The organism is Mesorhizobium sp. M7A.F.Ca.ET.027.03.2.1, from assembly GCF_003999175.1.
GTDB lineage: Bacteria > Pseudomonadota > Alphaproteobacteria > Rhizobiales > Rhizobiaceae > Mesorhizobium.
On sequence record NZ_RZOM01000787.1, the window covers coordinates 1 to 2,977 of the forward strand.

General features: G+C 64.4%; 3 protein-coding genes. All 3 read right to left on the reverse strand.

Features of this window, described 5'->3' with window-relative positions:
* On the reverse strand, nt 1-309 hold a 309-nt coding region (locus tag EN750_RS26860; RefSeq protein ID WP_145967938.1), incomplete at its 3' end, for a class I SAM-dependent methyltransferase.
* Nucleotides 306-1,604 carry a DUF3419 family protein gene (locus EN750_RS26865; RefSeq protein ID WP_127398433.1) on the reverse strand — a complete coding sequence of 433 codons (1,299 nt, stop codon included), beginning with the start codon at nt 1,602-1,604 and terminating at the stop codon, nt 306-308. The genes EN750_RS26860 and EN750_RS26865, both read right to left, overlap by 4 nt.
* Nucleotides 1,605-1,635: 31 nt before the next feature.
* Nucleotides 1,636-2,977 (reverse strand): hydantoinase B/oxoprolinase family protein (locus EN750_RS26870; protein ID WP_245482824.1); only part of this gene is annotated, 1,342 nt, incomplete at its 5' end.

Genomic DNA, 2,977 nt, shown 5'->3' on the forward strand with positions numbered 1-2,977 from the left:
GGACAGGCCCTCACGGTCGATCGCCTTTCCGGCCGTCTCCAGCATTTCGGCCGAGATATCGAGGCCGTAGAAGCGGGCATCGGGATAGCGGCGGGCAGCCAGGATGATGTTGCGGCCGGTGCCGCAGCCGAGCTCCAGCACGGTACCACCGACAGGCACGTCGAGCCCCGAGATCATTAGGTCGCGGCCGAGCAGGTAGTATTTGCGGGTCAGGTCATAGATGTGGCGCTGCCAGCGGTAGACGCCGTCCATCAATTCGGCATGGTTTGCCTTGAATTCGGGGCTGGCCGGCAGCTCGGTGGTGTTCATGCCGCACGCTTCACATAGAGGTGGAAGCCGCCATAGATGGCCGAGCGGTCGCGGGCCGAAAATTCGCGCGAAGCCTCGTCCTGATAGCCCCACTGGTCGAGCAGCGAGCTGGAGACCCGGCCGGGCAGCAGGCTGGGTTCGGCGGCGGTGCGGAAGATGACGCGGGCGCCGGCTGACGCGGTGCGGGTGATCTCCGCCCAGAGCGCGTTGAGCTGATCATCGGTCATCCAGTCCTGTGCGTCGAGCAGGACGAAGCGGTCGACGGAGCCTGCATCCTTGCCGGCGAGGAATTCGATCAGATTGGCATGGTGGATGGCGACGCGGCCGACATTGCCGCGGATGGTCTCGTAATTCTGTTTTTCGAGATAGGCGGGCAGGGCGGCCTCGCCGGGGTTCGGATAGCGCCGGGCGAAGGCCTGCCAGGCGAAGTAGTTGTTCTGCAACGGAAAATCGCAAGCGAGCTTTTCCAGCCGGGCTTTCAGCACGCTGGCCATGGTGCCGTCGCCAGAAGTGATCAGCGAATCGTACTGCGCCGGCGGGATGCCGAGGCCGAATAGCGAGGCCTTGCGCGACGTCGCCCATTTCAAAAGCTTCTTGTCGAAGACCGGCGCCAGCTCCTCGTTGAAGAAGCGGCGCTGCTCGCTGATGTTTTTGGCCTGCATGATGGCGGCTGGATTGACGCCGAAGAACTTTGCCGTGCGATGGCCCATGGCGATGAACAGGCCGAGCAGGCCGGTCTGGTAAAAATTGCGGTCGAACACAGTGATGCGCCTGACACCGCGCCAGTTGCGGCGCTCCCAGTAGTGACGGCTGACAGGATCGAGATGCGGCGCGATGAAACGGTCATACGCTTTCGAATTGTGGCTGGTGTCGGCGGCGCCGAAGAAGCGGAACAGGTCGCCCTGCGATGGCAGGCGGCGCACCGCCTCCAGCTTCATGCGGTTCAGCGCGATGTGCGCGGTGTTGAGGTCGACGGCGTCGACCCGGGCCGGCGAGCGCGTGAGGTAGGCCAGAATGTTGCAGCCGCCGGAGGCGATGGTGACGACGCGGTGGCCCTGGCCAAGCTGCATCGCCTCCATGTCGACATCGGGGTCTTCCCAGATCTGGGGGTAGACGAGGCCGGAGAACAGGAAGGCGAACAGCCGCTCCGAAATGCCGGCCTTCGACAGCGGGCGGTTCTGGTAGACGGCCTTTCCAACTTCCTTGCCGCGGCGAAAAACCAGATCTGCGGAAACGTCCGTCATGGCAAGATGATTCCCCATTTGCTTTGCCGCAAGCGGGTAGCGCAGGGGCATGACAGCCCGGTGACAGCCTGTTGACGCCTTCTTACAGCTTGCCGAAGCCCCCCGGCGTCGGCGTCGTCAGGATGACGGCGTCGCCGGCCTGAAGCACGGTCTGGTCGCAGGCTTTCAGCACGTCGATCGCACCGTCCTTGCGGCGGACCTTGGTCGAGCCGACCTCGCCATCGCCACCACCGTCCAGCCCTTGCGGCGGGCGGTTGCGGTGCGAGGACAGGATCGCGCATTCCATCTTTTCGAGGAAGCGGATGGTGCGCCTGGTGCCGTCGCCGGCGCTCCATTTGCCTTTGCCGCCGGATCCTTCCCGAATGTGGAAATCCTCGAGCAGAACGGGAAAGCGCAGCTCCAGCACTTCGGGATCGGTGAGGCGCGAATTGGTCATGTGGGTGTGGACGCCGGAGGTGCCGGCAAAGCCGCGGCCAGAATTCATCTGGCCGGCCGGCGAGCCGGAGCAGATCGTCTCATAGTACTGGTAGATCTTGTTGCCGAAGGTCAGGTTGTTCATCGTGCCTTGCGCGTTGGCCATGGCGCCCATGGCGCCGAACAGCGCGTTGGTGACATGCTGCGAGGTCTCGACATTGCCGGCGACGACCGCGGCGGGGTAGGCGGGTTTCAGCATGCAGCCATCGGGAATGATGATGTTGATTGGCCGCAGGCACCCGGCATTCATCGGGATCATGTCCTCGACCATGACGCGGAAGGCATAGAGCACGGCGGCTCGGGCGACCGGTTCCGGCGCGTTGAAATTATTCTTCATCACCGGCGAGGTGCCGGTGAAGTCGACGGTCGCCTCGCGCTTTTGCCGGTCGACCGTGATCTTCACCTTGATGATTTGGCCGGTGTCGGTCGGGTACTCATACTCAGAACTGTCGGGCAGCCGCTCCAGCACGCGGCGCACGCTTTCGGCCGCATTGTCCTGGACATGGCCCATATAGGCCTCGACGACATCGAGGCCGAAATGCGCGACCATCTTGCGCAGTTCCGCGACGCCCTTTTCGTTGGCGGCGATCTGCGCCTTGAGGTCGGCGATGTTCTGGTGCGGATTGCGGGCTGGATAGCGGTGGTCGGTGAGCAGCGTTTCCAGCTCCTTCTCGCGGAATTTTCCGCGGTCGACGATGCGGAAATTGTCGAACAGCACGCCTTCCTCGTCGACCGTGGTGGCGAGCGGCGTCATCGAGCCGGGTGCCGTGCCGCCGATATCGGCATGATGGCCGCGCGAGGCGGCCCAGAACAGGATTTCCTCCCCCCTCGAGGGGGAGGTGGCGGCGAAGCCGCCGGAGGGGGTCGGATCGACCGGGTTCGACGCTCTTGCGGTGCCTTCTGAGAGGACCCCACCCGGCCGCTGCGCGGCCACCCTCCCCTCGAGGGGG

What these genes read in the sequence shown, in the direction of transcription:
- EN750_RS26865 (WP_127398433.1), bottom strand. Translation starts at nt 1,604, where the DNA reads ATGCCCCTGCGCTACCCGCTTGCGGCAAAGCAAATGGGGAATCATCTT.